Here is a 17,853-nt window from a genome sequence, read left to right on the forward strand (position 1 = left end):
TCCAGCGCAGCGACGAGCTGCTTCTCGCGACCGTTCTTTTGGCAGCCAGGTATGGCCTTGCCACACGAAAGAATGCTCGCCGACATGAAAAAGGAGTCCGCCTGTGGCTATTCGCTATGGCAAAGGGCTGATAGGAGGCGCGGCGGTCATCGCTCTCCTGGCCCTGCTGGTCCACTGGATCGGCATCAGTACGATCGAACACTACCGCGACGATCTGTTGTTTTACCTGCAAGCCCATCTGTACCTGGTACTCGCTTCAATGTTCGCCGCCCTCGTGGTGGGGATACCCGCCGGCATCTTCCTCAGCCGACCGCAGATGGTCGGGCGTGCCGAGCGTTTCATGCAGGTGTTCAACATCGGTAACACCGTCCCTCCCCTGGCCGTCCTGGCCATCGCTCTGGGGATCCTCGGCATCGGCAGCGGGCCGGCCATCTTCGCCTTGTTCCTCGCCTCCTTGCTGCCCATCGTGCGCAACACCTACGAAGGCCTGAAAAACGTCCAGGGTTCCCTCAAGGAAGCCGCCGTCGGCATCGGCATGACGCCGCGCCAGGTGCTGTGGAAAGTCGAGCTGCCCAACGCCGTGCCGATCATCATCGGTGGCGTGCGCGTGGCCCTGGCGATCAACGTCGGTACCGCGCCGCTGGCCTTCCTGATCGGTGCCAACAGCCTTGGCAGCCTGATCTTCCCCGGCATCGCCCTGAACAATCAGCCGCAACTGCTGCTCGGCGCGGCCTGCACCGCCTTGCTGGCGCTGCTGCTCGACGGCCTGGTGACACTGGCCAGCCGCCTCTGGCTGGAACGCGGCCTGCGCCCGTCTTAAGCCTGCGCGAAGGAATTCACATGAAAAAAATAGCTTTGATCATAGGCTGCGTCCTGCTGTGCGCGGGAATTGCCCAGGCCGCGCAAAAGCCGGTGATCCGCATCGGCGCCCGGGTCTTCACCGAGCAGACGCTGCTGGCGGAAATCACCTCGCAGTACCTGCGCAGCAAGGGCTACGACACCCGGGTCACCGGCGGCCTGGGCAGCAACCTGGCGCGCAGCGCCCACGAAAGCGGGCAACTGGACATGCTCTGGGAATACACCGGGGTGTCCCTGGTGGCCTACAACCACGTGACGGAAAAACTCGACAGCCAACAGTCCTATGAGCGGGTCAAGGAACTCGACGGGAAAAAAGGCCTGGTCTGGCTGACCCCGTCGAAGTTCAGCAATACCTACGCCCTGGCCTTGCCGAAAAACGTCGCGGACGCATACCCGCAGATCAACAGCGTCAGCGACCTGAAACACGTCCTCGACGCCGAACGCCAGGACCACCATCTGATCGCCCTGGACACCGAGTTCGCCAACCGCTCCGACGGCCTGCAAGGCATGGTCAAGCTGTACGGCATGGACCTGACCCGCAAGAACATCCGGCAGATGGACGCTGGGCTGGTCTACACCGCCCTGCGCAACGGCCAGGTGTTCGCCGGCCTGGTCTACACCACCGACGGCCGGCTCAACGCCTTCAACCTGAAATTGCTCAACGACGACCTGCATTACTTCCCGGACTACACCGCGGCCCCCGTGGTGCGCCAGGCCTACCTCGACGCCCACCCGCAACTGGCCGCCGACCTCAAGCCGCTGGCCGAACTGTTCGACGACGAAACCATGCGCCAGCTCAACGCCCGGGTCGACGTCGACCATGAAAGCCCATCCGCCGTTGCCGCAGATTTCCTGCGCCAGCATCCACTGAATTGAGGGAGGAAAGAGCCATGGAATTTCTCAACGCCTTTTCCCATCTCGACTGGCAGCAAGTCATCCAGCTGACCTGGCAGCACATCACCCTGGTGGGCATCGCCGTGACCCTGGCGATCCTCTTCGGCGTGCCCCTGGGCATCCTGATGACCCGCTTCCCGAGCCTGGCCGGGCCGCTGCAAGCCAGCGCCACCGTGCTGCTGACCATTCCGTCGATCGCCCTGTTCGGCCTGCTGCTGCCGTTCTACTCCAAATTCGGTCAGGGCCTGGGGCCGCTGCCGGCGATCACCGCGGTGTTTCTCTACTCCCTGCTGCCGATCATGCGTAACACCTACCTGGCACTGACCGGCGTCGAGCCGGGGATTCGCGAAGCGGCCCGCGGCATCGGCATGACCTTCGGCCAGCGCCTGCGCATGGTCGAGTTGCCGATCGCCGTGCCGGTGATCCTCGCCGGCGTGCGTACCGCGGTGGTGATGAACATCGGTGTCATGACCATCGCCGCCACCATCGGTGCCGGCGGCCTGGGTGTGCTCATTCTTGCTTCCATCAGCCGCAGCGACATGTCGATGCTGATCGTCGGCGCGGTGCTGGTCAGCCTCCTGGCCATCTTCGCCGACCTGCTTCTGCAATGGCTGCAACGTTCGCTGACTCCAAAAGGACTGCTCAAATGATCGAACTTCAAAACCTGACCAAGACCTTCCAAAGCAACGGCAAGACCATCACCGCCGTTGACTCCGTAAGCCTGACCGTCAATGAAGGCGAAATCTGCGTGTTCCTCGGGCCATCGGGTTGCGGCAAAAGCACCACGCTGAAAATGATCAACCGCCTGATCAAACCGACCTCAGGCAAGATCCTGATCAATGGCGAAGACACCACCGATCTGGACGAAGTGACCCTGCGCCGCAACATCGGCTACGTGATCCAGCAGATCGGCCTGTTCCCCAACATGACCATCGAGGAAAACATTGTGGTGGTGCCCAAGCTGCTGGGTTGGGACAAGCAGAAATGCCATGACCGCGCCCGCGAGCTGATGAGCATGATCAAGCTCGAGCCCAAGCAATATCTGCATCGCTACCCACGGGAACTGTCCGGCGGCCAGCAACAGCGGATCGGCGTGATCCGCGCGCTGGCGGCCGATGCGCCGTTGCTGCTGATGGACGAACCTTTCGGCGCGGTCGACCCGATCAACCGCGAGATGATCCAGAACGAGTTCTTCGAAATGCAGCGGGCGCTGAACAAGACCGTGATCATGGTCAGCCATGACATCGACGAAGCGATAAAGCTCGGCGACAAGATCGCCATCTTCCGCGCCGGCAAGCTGCTGCAGATCGACCACCCGGACACCCTGCTGGCCCATCCGGCGGACGAGTTCGTCAGCAACTTCGTCGGCCAGGACAGCACTCTCAAGCGCCTGCTGCTGGTGAAGGCCGAGGACGCCGCCGACAACGCGCCGTCGGTGAGCCCGGAAACGCCGGTGGCCGACGCCCTGGAACTGATGGACGAACACGACCGCCGCTACCTGGTGGTGACCTGCGCCGACAACAAGGCCCTGGGGTATGTGCGCCGCCGCGACCTGCACCGCCAGGCCGGCACCTGCGCCCAGTACCTGCGCGAGTTCAACGCCACTGCGGCCTACGACGAACACCTGCGCATCCTGCTGTCGCGGATGTACGAGTTCAACCGTTCGTGGCTGCCGGTGCTGGATGCCGAGCGGGTGTTCCTCGGCGAAGTGACCCAGGAATCGATTGCCGCCTACCTCAGCTCCGGGCGCTCGCGGGGGATGAAAACCAACATCGTCTCGCCGGCCGAGACTGCACTGGCCTGACCTGCCCGCATCGGCCCGATCTTGTAGCCGCTGCCGAAGAATGAGGCTGCGATCGGCCGCGAAGCGGCCGTGCCCCCTGCCCTCGGTGCCCTGATATACCGAGGTGCCGGGTCTGCGCCTGCTTCGCAGTCGATCGCAGCCTCGTGCCTCGGCAGCGGCTACAGTGCCTCGCGACACCAGCCCGCACTGGGCCCCTCACGCCACGGATTCCCCACCCTGGGGAACATCAGCCTGTCATCTGGGTCGGTTACATAAATGACTGGCTCGGGCCACGCGACGAACGCGTGCAAAAACGCGACATTTTTTGTTGATCTCAGGCCCCTCACGCCCTAAAGTTCGCGCCGAACGTCCATGCTGGAAACGATCCATCCGGCTCAAGTACTGACGACGAGACAGCAAGGCCATAGGGAAACCTTTTGCAGATCGTTTGAGAGCGTAGCGAGCGCAGGCAAGACAAGGCGGGAAGAGGCGAGGAAGCGGAATTTACTGGTTGTAAATGAGCATTCCGAGCCTCTTCCCAACGCAGTATTGCTCGCGTAGCGCCAAAGGCGCACAGCACGCAGTAGCTCTCAAACGATCTGGGTGGCCTTTTTGCTTTCGGCGGCAATGCCTTGGGAAGTAGGCGAACCAAAGTGGGGATACGGAGGACGTTCATTTGCACCCATTGTTTTTACCCGTTTGCCATTAGGAGCTCCCAGGTATGTCGATTCAGGTCGAAGACTATTTCGCGCGCGAAACCTTTCAGAAAATGAAGGCATTCGCCGACAAGCAAGAAACCCCGTTCGTGGTCATCGACACCCAGATGATCGCCCAGGCCTACGATGACCTGCGTGCCGGTTTCGAGTTCGCCAAGGTCTACTACGCGGTAAAGGCCAACCCGGCCGTCGAAATCATCGACCTGCTGCGGGAAAAAGGTTCGAACTTCGACATCGCCTCGATCTACGAGCTGGACAAGGTGCTGGGCCGCGGTGTCAGCCCGGACCAGATCAGCTACGGCAACACCATCAAGAAATCCAAGGACATCCGCTACTTCTACGAGAAGGGCGTGCGTCTGTATGCCACCGACTCCGAAGCCGACCTGCGCAACATCGCCAAGGCCGCGCCGGGCTCGAAAGTCTATGTGCGCATCCTCACCGAAGGCTCGACCACCGCTGACTGGCCGCTGTCGCGCAAGTTCGGCTGCCAGACCGACATGGCCATGGACCTGCTGATCCTGGCTCGCGACCTGGGCCTGGTGCCTTACGGCGTGTCGTTCCACGTGGGTTCGCAACAGCGCGATATCAGCGTCTGGGACGCGGCGATCGCCAAGGTCAAGGTGATCTTCGAACGCCTGAAGGAAGAAGACGGCATCCACCTCAAGCTGATCAACATGGGTGGCGGCTTCCCGGCCAACTACATCACCCGTACCAACAGCCTGGAAACCTATGCCGAGGAAATCATCCGTTTCCTCAAGGAAGACTTCGGCGACGAGCTGCCGGAAATCATCCTCGAGCCAGGCCGCTCGCTGATCGCCAACGCCGGCATCCTGGTCAGCGAAGTGGTGCTGGTGGCGCGTAAATCCCGTACCGCCGTGGAACGCTGGATCTACACCGACGTGGGCAAGTTCTCCGGCCTGATCGAAACCATGGACGAAGCCATCAAGTTCCCGATCTGGACCGAGAAGAAAGGCGAGACGGAAGAAGTGGTGATCGCCGGTCCGACCTGCGACAGCGCCGACATCATGTACGAGAACTACAAGTACGGCCTGCCGCTGAACCTGGCCATCGGCGACCGCCTGTACTGGCTGTCCACCGGTGCCTACACCACCAGCTACAGCGCTGTAGAATTCAACGGGTTCCCGCCACTGAAATCCTTCTACCTGTAAGCGCCACGCCGTAACGAAAAAGCCCATGACGCGTCATGGGCTTTTTCATTCAGGGCATCGAGCGGCTCGGTCTTCTCGTACATGCCACACCCGCAGGATGTAGAGCGTCGCATCCTGGATCTCGTAACGCATCTCGTAAGGCCTGACCAATAAACGCCGAACATCGCGAGGCTGAAACTCCTCCAACTGTTCGCCGATACGCGGATTGGTCAGCAGGGTATCCGGGGCCTGCGTGAGCGATTGCACCGTTCGAGCTGCCACCGAACGGTTCACCGGAGCAAGAAACTCAAACAGTCGGGCCAGGTCCGACAGAGCCTTGCTCGTCCATTTCAATTCCCTCACTTGGGCACCGGCAAAGGCTTGTCACTCATCAGGCTTTCAGCCCATGCCTGGACCGCCTGGTGATCGATGACCCGCCCAACATCCACATCGGCCAAAGCCTCATGGGTCAGGCGACTGCGCTCCTCTTCCTGATCGACCCACGCCACCAGAGCCTGCTTGACGATCCAGCCGCGCGAGCGCTCCAGCCGGGAGGCCATCTGATCGACCTTGTCGGCCAACTCCAACGGCACATGTGCGGTCAGCACTTTAGTTGCGGTCATGATGGTTCTATCTCCGCCGTATCAAAATGATGAAGAGTGATTAACTTTCAATCATAGTGATTTACACCTGAGCGGCAAGCAGCGCCAAGTCCCGCTCGTCACCCAGCTCTGCCGCACGCTGGTGATAGGCCAGGGCCAAGCCGCGGATCTGCGGATGGGCCGCCTGCAACAAGGCGCTGCGGGCGACCCGCAGGAAATTCAGGTTGCCGCCTTCCAGGGCCTTGGTCAGCCAAGCCAGCGCCTCGTCGATACGCCCGGCATCGGCGAGCACCGCGGCATGGCTGAACTGCCCACGAAAATCCCCACCCTCGGCGGAACGGCGATACCAGTCGCAGGCCGCCGCGACATCCCTGGGGCAGTGACGCCCCTCCTCCAGATAACGGCCCAACAGGTTCATGGATTTGGCGTGGCCCATCGCCGCCGCCCGCTGGTAGCAGCTCAAGGCCAGGGCCTGGTTTTCAGCGACCCCGCGACCGGTGGCCAGCAGGTTGGCGTAGTTGTACAGCGCCCAGTCCAGCCCGGCTTCGGCGGCCTGGCGATAATGCCCGGCGGCGGCCCGGGCATCGGCCTCGCAGCCCCATCCATGCTCGTGGCAACGCCCCAGCATGTTGCGCGCCATCAGCTGCCCGCCCTTGGCGGCGATCGCGAACCAGCGCAGCGCCAGCGCCTGGTCGCGCTCGATGCCCAGGCCATCGAGCAGGATCTGCCCGAGCAGCGCCTGGGCATCCGGCACGCCCTCCCCAGCTGCCAGCAGAATCGCCTGGGCGGCCCGGGCCGGGCTCTGTTCGAGCATGGCGCGCAGTTGCTCGCCGTCGAGGACTTCCTCGCGGCGTAACTGGAAACTCACGGCTTACACCTCGACCCAGCGACGCAACAGGTTGTGGTAGGTGCCGGTCAGGCGGACCAGCGACGGATGCTCCGGCATGTCGCGGGTCAGTTGCTGGATCGCCTCGTCCATCTCGAACAGCAGGGCGCGCTGGCTATCTTCGCGCACCAGGCTCTGGGTCCAGAAGAACGACGCATAACGGGTGCCGCGGGTGACCGCGTTGACCTTGTGCAGGCTGGTGCCCGGGTACAGCACCATGTCGCCGGCCGGCAGCTTCACCCGCTGGGTGCCGAAGGTGTCCTGGATTTCCAGCTCGCCGCCGTCGTAGTCCTCCGGGTCGCTGAAAAACAGGGTCGACGACAGGTCGGTCCGCACCCGCTCGACGCTGCCCTTGGGCTGGCGCACGGCGTTGTCGATATGAAAGTCGAAACTGCCACCGGCGGTGTAGCAGTTGAGCAGCGGCGGGAAAACCTTGTGCGGCAGCGCCGCCGACATGAAGCGCGGGTGCTGCCACAGGCGCTCGAGCATCGCCGCGCCAATCTCCTGGGCCAGCGGGTGACCTTCGGGCAGCTGCAGGTTGTGCTTGGCCTTGGCCGACTGGTAACCGGCGGTGATCTTGCCGTCGGCCCAGTCCGCCTGCTCCAGGGCCTCACGGATACGCAGCACTTCTTCACGGGAGAACAGGCCGGGAATATGCAGGAGCATGAGGCAATACCTGTAAGCAAAGGGGGGTGCAAATGATATTGATTCTTATTGCAAATGTAAAATGCGTAGACGAATGAAAGCGTAAAAACCGTAAAGCGAAATTGTAAAGAATGTAAATTCCACGCGAATAGCAATATTTCGCAATTGATACATAGACTTGTTCGCCTTATATTCCGCCGCCTCAAATCCTTGGGGAGGGGAATCACCATGTCGCGCCAACCACCACAATTACCGCTCGGTTCACCACGCCTGCTGGCGTCTGCGATTGGCGTGGCAATCACCGCCGGCTCAGCAGCCCATATGGCTTTTGCCGCGGAAAACACCGAGAAGAAAGCCGCCGGCAATGCCATTTCCCTGGACGCCACCAGCATCACCGGCGAAGCCCAGGACCAGACGTCCTACCAGGTCGAAAAAGCCTCGTCGCAGAAGTACACCGCACCGCTGGTCAACACCCCGCGCTCGGTCACCGTGGTGCCTCAACAAGTGCTCAAGGACACCGCCGCCACCTCGCTGCAGGATGCGCTGCGCACCGTGCCGGGCATTACTTTCGGCGCCGGCGAAGGCGGCAACCCGCAAGGCGACCGTCCGTTCATCCGTGGCTTCGATGCCCAGGGCGACACCTACCTCGACGGCGTGCGCGATACCGGCGGCCAGAGCCGCGAGATCTTCGACATCGAATCGATCGAAGTCAGCAAGGGGCCCAACTCCTCCTTCGGCGGTCGCGGCTCGGCCGGCGGCAGCCTCAACCTGGTGAGTAAGACGCCCAAGCAGCAAGACTTCCTCAACGGCGGCTTCACCTACGGTTCCGACCAGACCCGCCGTTATGTGCTGGACGTCAACCGCCAGTTCCTCGACAGCGCCGCCTTCCGCCTGAACCTGATGAGCCACGAGCAGAACGTGGCCGGTCGCGACGCCGTCAACTACGACCGCTGGGGCGTGGCACCGTCCCTGACCTTCGGCCTGGGCACCCCGACCCGGGTCAACTTCAGCTACTACCACATGGAAAGCGACGACCTGCCGGATTCGGGCATTCCCTACGGCTACAGCTCGGCCAGCGCCACCGCCCACAAGCACGACAAACCCACCGACGGCGGCGACAGCGACAACTTCTATGGCTTGAAGGATCGGGACTTCCGCAAGACCCGCGCGGATATCAGCACCGTCTCCATCGAGCACGACCTGAACGACAACATGACGCTGAAAAACACCCTGCGTCATGGCAACACCGGCCAGGACTACATCCTCACCCAGCCGGACGACAGCAAGTTCAACGTCAACAAGTACGGCACCGTGTGGCGTCGCGCCAACTCGCGGGTGTCCACCACCGAAACCACCACCAACCAGACCGACCTGTTCGGCGAATTCCAGGCCCTGGGCTTCAAGCACACCTACTCCACGGGCCTGGAGTTCACTGGCGAAGAGACACGCGTCAGCAGCTACAACATCGCCGGCAACACCGCGAAAGTCTGTAATCCGGGCAGCATCCCCAGCTGTACCTCGCTGAGCAACCCGAACCCGGACGACGCCTGGACCGGCGCCATCAGCCGCAACTACAACGGCACCAACACCAAAGCCACCAGCCGCGCGGCCTATGTATTCGACACCATCGAACTCGATCCGCAATGGCTGCTCAACGTCGGCCTGCGCTACGACACCTTCGACACCGAGGCCAATACCAACGCCGCCACCGGACGCACCAAGATCAAGGACGACAGCCAGTTCTGGAACTGGCAGGCCGGCCTGGTGTGGAAACCGACGGACAACGGCAGCGTCTACGCCTCCTACGCCACCTCGGCCTCGCCAGCGGGCGGCCTGGTCGGCGAGGGCGCGGACGGCAACCCGCTGTCCGCCGGCGCCAGCGTCAGCGATCTGCAACCGGAAGAAACCGTCAACTACGAGCTGGGCACCAAGTGGGACGTGTTCAACGACCGCCTGTCCCTGACCGCCGCGGTGTTCCGTACCGAGAAGAAAAACACCCGCATCCTGGTGGACGCCCTGACCTACCAGAACGCCGGTGAGTCCCGCGTCGACGGCCTGGAGCTGTCGGCCAGCGGCAAGATCACCGACAAGTGGCAAGTCTTCGCCGGCTACAGCTACCTGAAAAGCGAGCTGGTGGACGCCGGCCTCAACGGGCGTAACGGGGTCGTCAGCGCTGGTTCGAACAAAGGCAATGAAATGCCGAACACGCCGAAAAACAGCTTCAGCCTGTGGACCACTTATGAAGTGCTGCCGAAGCTGACCGTCGGCGGCGGTGCGTTCTATGTCGACGAGGTGTATGGCGATGCCGGCAACACCGTGTATGTGCCGTCCTACACCCGCTACGACGCCATGGCCAGCTACAAGCTGAGCAAGAACGTCGACCTGCAGCTGAACGTGCAGAACCTGACCGACAAGACCTACTACGACAAAGCCTACTCGGCGCACTTTGCCAACCAGGCAGCCGGCCGTACCGCCTTGTTCACCACCAACTTCCACTTCTGACGAGGTGGAACGCGACGCCTGGCGCATCCGGGCGTCATGTAGCCGCTGCCGAAGGCTGCGATCGACCCCGCAGGGGGCGCAAGATCGTGAAATCGCTGGAGGACCTGCGGTCCTATCGCAGCCTTCGGCAGCGGCTACAAGCCCCATCCACTTCGGTGAGTGGGGCTTTTGTGCGTAAGAAAGAATGTTTCTCGACAACTCACGGCATAATGCGCGCCGTGGCACAGACTTAAGAACCAGCGAGGCGGTCGACGTGTTGAAGAAAACCCTGTTCCAGTTGCACTGGTTTTTCGGCATCAGCGCCGGCCTGGTCCTGGCCTTGATGGGCATTACCGGAGCGACGGTGTCGTTCCAGGATGAAATCCTGCGTGCCCTCAACCCCTCCACACTGCAGGTGGAAAAGCAGCCGGCCGGGGTCCTGCCGCCCGCCGAGCTGGTGGAAAAGATCCAGGCCGCCTCGGGCAAGACCGTGTCGATGCTCACGGTGGAAGCCGACAGCGACAACGCCGCCCGCGTGTGGTTCACCCCGCCACCGGGCCAGCGCCGTGGCGAGATGCGCTATTTCAACCCCTATACCGGCGAATTCATGGGCAGCGCCCTGGGCCAGGACTTCTTCGGCCTGATGCTGCAACTGCACCGTTTCCTGGCCATGGGCGACAGCGGCCGGCAGATCACCGGTGCCTGCACCCTGATCCTGATTTTCTTCTGCCTGTCCGGCCTCTACCTGCGCTGGCCGCGCCAGGTGGCGAGCTGGCGCGCCTGGCTGACCCTAGACTGGGCGAAAAAAGGCCGCGGCTTCAACTGGGACCTGCACGCCGTGGCCGGGACCTGGTGCCTGCTGTTCTATCTATTGGCGGCGCTGACTGGCTTGTCCTGGTCCTACGAGTGGTACAACAAGGGCCTGAACAAACTGCTGGCCGACTCGCCACAAAGCCAGCGCATGAAGAACCGGGGCGCGCCGCCCAAGGGCCCGGCGCCGACCGCCGACTACAACGCCATGTGGCTGGGTATCTACAGCACCGCCGGCAAGGACCTGAGTTCCTACAACATCCGCATGCCAGCGGTGGCCGGCCAGCCGGCGACCGTGTTCTACCTGCTGAAGAACTCGCCCCATGACCGGGCGTTGAACCAGATCACTATCGACCCCAACAGCGGCGTGGTCAGCCGCCACGACCGCTACAGCGACAAGAGCCTCAAAGCCCAGCTGCTGACCAGCCTCTATGCCCTGCACGTGGGCAGCTACTTCGGCATTGTCGGGCGCATCCTGGTGACCATTGCTTCGCTGACCATGCCGCTGTTCTTTATCACCGGCTGGCTGCTGTACCTGGATCGCCGGCGCAAGAAACGCCAGATCAAGGACGCGCGCCAGGGCCTGAGCGCCGACACCGGCGATGCCTCGGCCTGGCTGATCGGCTTCGCCAGCCAGAGCGGTTTCGCCGAACAACTGGCCTGGCAGACCGCCGGGCAACTGCAGGCCGCCGGCGTACCGACCAAGGTCCAGCCGCTGGCCAGCGTCAGCGAGCAGGACCTGCTCAATACCCAGAACGCATTGTTCGTGGTCAGCACCTTCGGCGACGGCGAAGCGCCGGACAGCGCCCGGGGCTTCGAGCGCAAAGTGTTGGGCCGCGCCTTGTCCCTGGACAACCTCAAGTACGCCGTACTGGGCCTGGGCGACCGGCAATACCCGCACTTCTGCGGTTTTGCCAAGCGCCTGCATGGCTGGCTGGCAGAACATGGCGGCAACACCCTGTTCGCCCCGGTGGAAGTCGACAGCGGCGACAGCTACGCCCTGCGCCACTGGCAGCAGCAACTGGGCCAGTTGATCGGCCAGGCGCCGGTAGACCTGTGGCAAGCGCCCGCCTACGACAACTGGACCCTGAACCAACGCGAGCTGTTGAACCCGGACAGCAGCGGTTCGGGCGTCTACCTGCTGAGCCTCACCCCACCGCAGCCAAACAGCTGGCTGGCCGGCGACCTGGTAGAAGTGCTGCCGCGCAATTGCGCGTGGGCCATCGAGTTCTTCCTCGACGGCCTCGGCCTGGACGGCAGCGCCACGGTGCAGCTCGACGGCCTGACGGAAACCCTGACCCAGGCCCTGGCCAGCCGCCAGCTCCCGGAAAACCGTGCCCATCTGGTGGGCCTGCATGCCCAGGCGCTGGTGGATGCCCTGGTGCCGCTGGCCATGCGCGAATACTCCATTGCCTCGATTGCCAGCGATGGCCAGCTGGAGTTGCTGGTGCGCCAGGAACGTCACCCCGACGGCAGCCTGGGCATCGGCTCCGGCTGGCTCACCGAGCATGCGCCGGTGGGTTCGGCCATCAGCCTGCGGGTGCGGCGCAACAGCGGCTTCCATCTGCCGGCCGAGCCTTGCCCGCTGATCCTGCTGGGCAACGGCACGGGCCTGGCCGGCTTGCGCAGCCTGCTCAAGGCGCGCATCGCCGACGGCCAGCAAGACAACTGGCTGATCTTCGGCGAGCGCAACGCCGAGCATGACTTCTACTGCAAGGACGAACTGCAGGAATGGCTGACCGCCGGCGACCTGCGCCGCCTGGACCTGGCCTTCTCCCGCGACCAGGCCGAGAAAATCTACGTCCAGGATCGCCTGCGCCAACAGGCCGAACGCCTCAAGCAATGGCTGGCCGACGGCGCCTCGATCTACATCTGCGGCAGCCTGCAAGGCATGGCCTCGGGCGTGGATCAGGTGCTCAACGAAGTGCTGGGGGCTGAGGTGGTCGAACGGCTGATCGAGCAAGGCCGCTATCGCCGCGACGTCTACTGACCCACTGATGCTTCTGTAGGAGCGAAGCTTGCTCGCGATAAGCCGAAGGCCGGTAGCGGCCTTGATACCGCCATCGCGAGCAATCGAGGTCGACCGGCCGCTCCTACAGAAGCGGGCACGTGGCTAAACCGGCTGCAACTTGCGCTCGAACACCGCCACCCCATCCAGGTCCCGCAGGATCACCTTCAACTCCCCGCTCTGCCCTTCGATCTGCACCTCGCCGAAGAACTGGAACCCGGCGAACGGCGAGGTGTTCTGCGCCGGCGGCGCCTTCTGGAACACCACCTCCGGGCCGAAGGTCTGGTCCAGCGCGTTGGGCCCGAAACTGCCGGCATTCAAAGGCCCGGCGACGAATTCCCAGAACGGTTCGAAGTCTTGGAACGCCGCGCGGTCCGGGTGGTAATGGTGCGCCGCGCAGTAATGCACATCCGCCGTCAGCCACACATGGTTGCGCACCTTGTGCTTGCGCAGGAACGCCAGCAACTCGGCGATCTCCAGCTCGCGGCCCTGGGCCGGGCCCGGGTCGCCGTTGGCGATCGCCTCCCAGCGCGGCACGCCGGGGCTGACCTCGCCGTCCGGCACGCCAAGGCCGATGGGCATGTCGGCCGCCACCACCTTCCACTGCGCCTTGGAGTGCTTGAGCCCCTGCTTGAGCCAGTCCAGCTGCTCACGGCCAAGAAACGGCTTGGCCGCGCCAAGGTTGTCGTCGTTGCCACCGCGATAGCTGCGCATGTCCAGCACGAACACATCCAGCAGCGGCCCGTAGCTCAGTTTGCGATAGATGCGCCCGCCCTGGTCGGCGCTCTGCAAGCGCATCGGCGCGTATTCCAGCCAGGCCTGCCGCGCGCGGCCCACCAGGGTGTGGATATCTTTGTTGGTGTAGCGCTCATCCAGCACCTTGCTCGGCGACCAGTTGTTGACCACCTCATGGTCGTCCCACTGCCAGATCTGCGGCACCTCGGCGTTGAAGCGCCGCACGTTCTCGTCCAGCAGGTTATAGCGGTAGTTGCCGCGGTATTCGTCGAGGGTTTCGGCGACCTTGCTCTTGGCCTCGGTGGTGATATTGCGCCACACCCGGCCGTTCTCGGTGGTCAACTGCGCCGGCACCGGGCCGTCGGCGTAAATGGTGTCGCCGCTGTGGATAAAAAAGTCCGGCAAACGCCGGCGCATGGCCTCGTAGATACGCATGCCGCCAATGTCCGGGTTGATGCCAAAACCCTGGCCGACGGTGTCGCCGCTCCAGACAAAACGGATATCGCGGCGAGTCTGCGGCACGCTGCGCAAATGGCCGAACCAGGGCTTGCTGCGCACGCCGGTCTGCGCGTCCTCGAAATACACCCGATAAAAAATCGCCTGATCGGTGGGCAGCCCGCCCAACTCGACCCGCGCGGTGAAGTCGGTGCGGGCATCAACCAGCGGCGAGACGAAGCGCCGCGGATTGCTGAACCGGCTGCGGGTATCCCACTCCACCACCATCCGCGCCGGCCGGTCGGTACGGCTCCAGACCATCGCCCGGTCGCCCAGCAAGTCCCCAGACTGCACGCCATCGACCATCTTCGGCCGGTCCTTGGGCGAAGCGATCACCGCCGGCGCCAACCCCGGCAGCAACAACCCCGCCCCCGCCACCTGAATCAAACGCCGCCGACCGAGAGTGAAATCGCCCATCGTGGATCCCTCCGACCCAAAGTGAAAAGGCAACTTTAGTCAGCGGCGATGAACTCCGTATGACACTGCCCCAAAGACAGCACGCCCTGTAGCCGCTGCCGCAGGCTGCGATAGGACCGAAGGTCCTCCAGCGATTTCAATATTTTGCGCCTGCTGCGCAGTCGATCGCAGCCTCGCGGGCTCGGCAGCGGCTACAAGGTTCAGGGTTCAGGGTTCAGGGCTGCGTTGGCGGGCGGCTGCCATCGAGCAAGGCGTCCACCACTCCGCGTGCCATTTCCACGGAATGCACCAGCGACCAGATCAGGCCACGCTCGATACCGCTGGCGTGTTCGGTGATTTCGTCGGAAACCTCCTCGGCGGATTTAAGCAGCATGGACACGTGAAGCAACGCCTCTTCGGCGCTGATGCCGGGACGGACGGTGAAGAGCGAATCGTTACCCGCAGGCCCCGCCGCGGTGGGTTTCAAGGCAGCGAGCAACGAACCTTCCACCGGATGGTTGGCCAACGCCTGACGGACCTGCTCATTGGCCTGGTCGTGGTCTGGATTGCGGCGTGAGAACGGCAGGGAAACGGGTGGATCGGGGACGAGTTTTTTCATGGTGTGGCTCCTCGACATGAAGCCACCACCCACCGCTGCTAGACGGCATAGAAAGGTGGCGGCTGTACGCGGGCTAGCAGACCGGGTCAAGGAAACCGGCGCGCCCGAAGGCGCTCCCACGCACAGCCGCCATAACAGAACACTGCAAATGGAAAATGCAGTGCTGATGGTGCGACTTGCGTCTTGACCCGGGCTGCTAGACCCGATCACCGAAAAGTCAGTGACGAACCCGAGGCTAGATAACGCCGTTACCAGACGCAAGCGGCCCGGAGTTTCTCGGAAAAGCCTTACAAAGGAAAGCGAAGCGCCTCACTTTCAGACAGCGTCTTACACGACAAACCTGTCAGCCGCGGGGCCTGATCGCGAGCAAGCTTGCTCCTACAAAAGGCTCCGATATAACCGCGATCCCTGTAGCCGCTGCCGCAGGCTGCGATAGGACCGAAGGTCCTCCAGCGGGCTCAAGATCCTGCGCCTGCTGCGCAGTCGATCGCAGCCTCGCAGGCTCGGCAGCGGCTACAGGGTTTAACGTCGGCCACCCGGCCACCATCAAACCGCAACATCGCTTTTGCTCCGGCTTTGGCTTTGGCTTTGGCTTTGGCTTTGGCTTTTGATTCTGCTCTTGATCCACCCGCCCCATCGGAAGGCCGAGTGGAGGTGTTCATCAGGGGGATGGCGCGCAGCGCCCCTCGACGCAGTCGAGGACATCGTATGGAGGTCGAAGCGAAGCCGACCGGAGTCGATGCCCCCTGATGGACGCCGGAGCGAGGGAACCTGAGCGCAGCGAAGGCCGTACGCAGGGGCAAGCGTTTTTTGGTTACTTTTTTTGGCGTTTGAAAAAAAGTGACTCGCCGTAAGGGCAAAACCGCCAGCAGCCGTTACCGCAGAAACGGATATGTACCCCGTCCAAAAAATGCAGCGCCGGAGCGGGCGCCATCGCGGGCAAGCCTCGCTCCTACAGAGTCAGCGAACACCAGAAACAACAATGGCGCCACCCGGGCGCCATCGAAGTCAACGCAGAACAGCCATCAGGCCTTGACCGGCTCCAACGCCAGCTCAGTCGCCTCCGGCCGCTTCACCAGCGCATACACCACCGCCGTCAACAAACTCCCCGCGACAATCGCCAGCAAATACAACAACGCATGATTGATCGCATTCGGAATCAGCATCACAAACAACCCACCATGGGGCGCCATCAGTTTGCAGCCGAAATACATCGACAGCGCCCCGGTCAGCGCGCCGCCGGCGATGCTCGCCGGGATCACCCGCAACGGGTCCTTGGCGGCGAACGGAATCGCCCCTTCGGAGATAAAGCACAGCCCCAGCACCAGCGCCGCCTTGCCGGCTTCCCGCTCGCTCTGGGCAAACTTGCGCCGGGCGATAAAGGTGGCGATGCCCAGGCCAATTGGCGGCACCATGCCGGCGGCCATGGTCGCCGCCATCGGTGCATAACTCTGCGACGCCAGCAGCCCCACGGAGAAGGCATAGGCCGCCTTGTTGATCGGCCCGCCCAGGTCGACGCACATCATGCCGCCGAGCAACACCCCCAGCAGGATCGCGTTGGTGGTACCCATGCTGTCGAGGAAGTGGGTCAGGCCGGCGAGCATCCCCGCCACCGGCTTGCCGACCACGTAGATCATCACCAGGCCGGTGAACAGGCTGGCCAGCAACGGGATGATCAGGATCGGCTTCAAGGCCTCCAGGCTCTGGGGCAAGCGCGCGTATTTACTGATGGCCTTGGCCGCATAGCCGGCGATGAAACCGGCAATGATCCCGCCGATAAAGCCCGCGCCCAGGGTGCTGGCGAGCATGCCGCCGATCATCCCCGGCGCCAGGCCCGGGCGGTCGGCGATGGAATAGGCGATGTAACCGGCCAGCAGCGGCACCATCAGCTTGAACGCGGTGTCGCCGCCGATCTGCATCAGCGCCGCGGCCAGGGTCCCCTCCTCCTTGAACGCGGTAATGCCGAAGACGAAGGACAAGGCGATCATCAAGCCCCCCGCCACCACCATCGGCAGCATGAACGACACACCGGTCAGCAGGTGCTTGTAGACCCCGGTTTTCTCTTGCTTGGCCGGCGCCGCGCCAGCGCCCGCCGCGGCCGATTCCACCTGGCCTTCGGCCAGGGCCTTGTTCAGGGTCGCCTCCGATTGCTTGAGGGCGATGCCAGTGCCGCAGCGGTAGATCTTCTTGCCGGCGAAGCGCTCGGTGGGCACTTCGATGTCCGCGGCCAGCAGCACCACGTCCGCCGCGGCGATGGCCTCGGCGCTCAACGGGTTGCGCGCGCCCACCGAGCCCTGGGTTTCCACTTGCAGCTCGTAACCCAGGCGCTTGGCGGTCTGCTGCAAGGCCTCGGCCGCCATAAAGGTGTGGGCCACGCCGGTCGGGCAGGCGGTGACCGCCACCAGCCGGGGGGCGTTCTTGCTGGCCGGCGCCGGCTCGGCCACGGCTTCGGCCGCGACATACACCTGGGCCTCCTCGGCGCCACGGCGCAGCACGCCGTCGACGTCCTGCAGGGCCACGGAGGGCGAGCTCTGGAACACCCGCTTGCCAACGAAACGCGACATGTCCAAAGGCCCGGTGCTGACCACCAGCACCCACTCGGCCGCTTCGAGGGTGGCGGCCGACAACTGCCGTTCCGGGTGCGCCTCGTCATGCACTTCGACGCTGGTGCTCCAGCCCTGGCGCTGGGCCGCGGCGTCCAGCAACCGGGCGCACAGCACACTGGTGACCATGCCGTTCGGGCAGGCGGTAACAATGGCTAACTTCATGACCAACCC

The 17,853-nt window shown here is 63.5% G+C and carries 14 protein-coding genes; 7 read left to right on the plus strand and 7 right to left on the minus strand.

Features of this window, described 5'->3' with window-relative positions; all coding sequences use genetic code 11:
• Window positions 1-103: 103 nt before the first annotated feature.
• The 5 genes from BMY68_RS21085 to BMY68_RS21105 all read left to right on the plus strand — a co-directional run bounded on the left by BMY68_RS21085 (window position 104) and on the right by BMY68_RS21105 (window position 5,420).
• Window positions 104-820: an ABC transporter permease gene (locus BMY68_RS21085; RefSeq protein WP_009042154.1), complete on the plus strand. Its 717-nt coding sequence runs from the start codon at window positions 104-106 to the stop codon at window positions 818-820.
• A 20-nt stretch (window positions 821-840) separates the two neighbouring features.
• Window positions 841-1,734 (plus strand): glycine betaine ABC transporter substrate-binding protein, encoded by an 894-nt coding sequence (locus tag BMY68_RS21090; protein WP_085529822.1) that lies wholly within the window; start codon window positions 841-843, stop codon window positions 1,732-1,734.
• 14 nt (window positions 1,735-1,748) lie between these two features.
• Window positions 1,749-2,402 (plus strand): ABC transporter permease, encoded by a 654-nt coding sequence (locus BMY68_RS21095; protein ID WP_007923833.1) that lies wholly within the window; start codon window positions 1,749-1,751, stop codon window positions 2,400-2,402.
• The gene (locus BMY68_RS21100) at window positions 2,399-3,556 is read left to right on the plus strand and encodes an osmoprotectant ABC transporter ATP-binding protein OsmV (RefSeq protein ID WP_062823682.1); all 1,158 of its coding nucleotides are present in this window, start codon (window positions 2,399-2,401) and stop codon (window positions 3,554-3,556) included. The genes BMY68_RS21095 and BMY68_RS21100 overlap by 4 nt, the downstream gene beginning before the upstream one ends.
• 700 nt (window positions 3,557-4,256) lie before the next feature.
• On the plus strand, window positions 4,257-5,420 hold the full coding sequence (locus BMY68_RS21105; protein WP_009042150.1) for a type III PLP-dependent enzyme: 1,164 nt from the start codon (window positions 4,257-4,259) through the stop codon (window positions 5,418-5,420).
• A 45-nt stretch (window positions 5,421-5,465) separates the two neighbouring features.
• On the opposite strand, the gene BMY68_RS21110 is transcribed toward BMY68_RS21105, so the two are convergent.
• From BMY68_RS21110 to BMY68_RS21125, 4 genes are all read right to left on the minus strand, one after another.
• Entirely contained in the window at window positions 5,466-5,762 is a 297-nt protein-coding gene (locus BMY68_RS21110) for a type II toxin-antitoxin system RelE/ParE family toxin (RefSeq protein ID WP_085529821.1), read from the minus strand.
• Window positions 5,759-6,022, minus strand: a complete 264-nt coding sequence (locus BMY68_RS21115) for a CopG family ribbon-helix-helix protein (protein WP_053259626.1) — start codon at window positions 6,020-6,022, stop codon at window positions 5,759-5,761. Before BMY68_RS21115 ends, BMY68_RS21110 begins: the two co-directional genes overlap by 4 nt.
• A gap of 61 nt (window positions 6,023-6,083) precedes the next feature.
• A complete protein-coding gene (locus BMY68_RS21120; protein ID WP_085529820.1) occupies window positions 6,084-6,869 on the minus strand; it encodes a tetratricopeptide repeat protein in 786 nt (261 codons plus the stop codon).
• Window positions 6,870-6,872: 3 nt separating this feature from the next.
• Window positions 6,873-7,553, minus strand: a complete 681-nt coding sequence (locus BMY68_RS21125; protein WP_085529819.1) for a Fe2+-dependent dioxygenase — start codon at window positions 7,551-7,553, stop codon at window positions 6,873-6,875.
• Window positions 7,554-7,760: 207 nt separating this feature from the next.
• On the opposite strand from BMY68_RS21125, the gene BMY68_RS21130 reads away from it, so the two are divergent.
• Window positions 7,761-10,034, plus strand: a complete 2,274-nt coding sequence (locus tag BMY68_RS21130) for a TonB-dependent receptor (RefSeq protein WP_085529818.1) — start codon at window positions 7,761-7,763, stop codon at window positions 10,032-10,034.
• Window positions 10,035-10,287: 253 nt separating this feature from the next.
• Window positions 10,288-12,813, plus strand: a complete 2,526-nt coding sequence (locus BMY68_RS21135) for a PepSY domain-containing protein (protein ID WP_085529817.1) — start codon at window positions 10,288-10,290, stop codon at window positions 12,811-12,813.
• A 123-nt stretch (window positions 12,814-12,936) separates the two neighbouring features.
• On the opposite strand, the gene BMY68_RS21140 is transcribed toward BMY68_RS21135, so the two are convergent.
• The 3 genes from BMY68_RS21140 to BMY68_RS21150 form a co-directional block, all read right to left on the minus strand.
• Window positions 12,937-14,478 (minus strand): alkaline phosphatase D family protein, encoded by a 1,542-nt coding sequence (locus tag BMY68_RS21140; RefSeq protein WP_085529816.1) that lies wholly within the window; start codon window positions 14,476-14,478, stop codon window positions 12,937-12,939.
• 214 nt (window positions 14,479-14,692) lie between these two features.
• On the minus strand, window positions 14,693-15,076 hold the full coding sequence (locus BMY68_RS21145) for a DUF6124 family protein (protein WP_085529815.1): 384 nt from the start codon (window positions 15,074-15,076) through the stop codon (window positions 14,693-14,695).
• A gap of 1,025 nt (window positions 15,077-16,101) precedes the next feature.
• On the minus strand, window positions 16,102-17,844 hold the full coding sequence (locus BMY68_RS21150; protein ID WP_085529814.1) for a PTS fructose-like transporter subunit IIB: 1,743 nt from the start codon (window positions 17,842-17,844) through the stop codon (window positions 16,102-16,104).
• Between the last annotated feature and the right edge of the window lie 9 nt (window positions 17,845-17,853).

Source organism: Pseudomonas sp. NFACC41-3 (assembly GCF_900109505.1).
Classification (GTDB): domain Bacteria; phylum Pseudomonadota; class Gammaproteobacteria; order Pseudomonadales; family Pseudomonadaceae; genus Aquipseudomonas; species Aquipseudomonas chlororaphis.